Origin of the sequence: Agromyces bauzanensis, assembly GCF_014645655.1 — a bacterium.
GTDB lineage: Bacteria > Actinomycetota > Actinomycetes > Actinomycetales > Microbacteriaceae > Agromyces > Agromyces bauzanensis.
The window spans coordinates 1-617 of sequence record NZ_BMMD01000087.1; the positions used below are offsets into that span (position 1 = coordinate 1).

Here is a 617-nt window from a genome sequence, read left to right on the forward strand (position 1 = left end):
CGCCGGAGCCAACCGACGAGGTCGAACTCGCGCAGCACAGTCACGGTGTCCGGGCGCTCGCGCACCGTCATCCGTCGTGCCCCCACGATCGTGATGATCGGTGTGACATCGACGAGCATGCGCGTGCTGACCGAGAGCAGCTTCGACGTGCGCTTCCCCTCGTATGCGGCGTTGCGCAGGTGGTCGGTGCGTTGCCCGGTCACGAGGATGCGCTTCGCGCCCACCCACACGTTCTGCCCGCGATGGTGCTTCGTGTTGACCGCGAACACCCCGGCCGGCCCGATCACGACATGGTCGAGGTCGCCCGCGCCGCTGCCGACCGGCACGGAGTGCAGCGCGCACCATCCGGGCCCGAGCCCGGCGAGCCGTCGCGCGACCTCGGGCTGTCCGAGTGCGCCGACGTACCAGGGCTCGGCCTCGCGACCGAGCGGCGAGTCGCCGAACAACCGCTGCACAGCGGTGCTCGCAGGCACGGTCGCCTGCACGCGCAGGCGTTCGGCGATGACGGATGTCGCGGGGCGGCGGTGCCCGAGAGAGGGGCCGGCGGTTTGCTCGTTCAGGGCGTCACTTCCCAGGTCGATGGCTTAGGTCTCTGATCCTGCAGGTGGACCTGGCGC

General features: G+C 70.7%; 1 protein-coding gene. It reads right to left on the bottom strand.

The genetic code is table 11. From position 1 onward, the window contains the following. Nucleotides 1-473, bottom strand: a 473-nt coding sequence (locus IEX31_RS18525; RefSeq protein ID WP_188744853.1) for a nuclease-related domain-containing protein, incomplete at its 3' end; no start/stop codon positions are given. Nucleotides 474-617 lie beyond the last annotated feature (144 nt).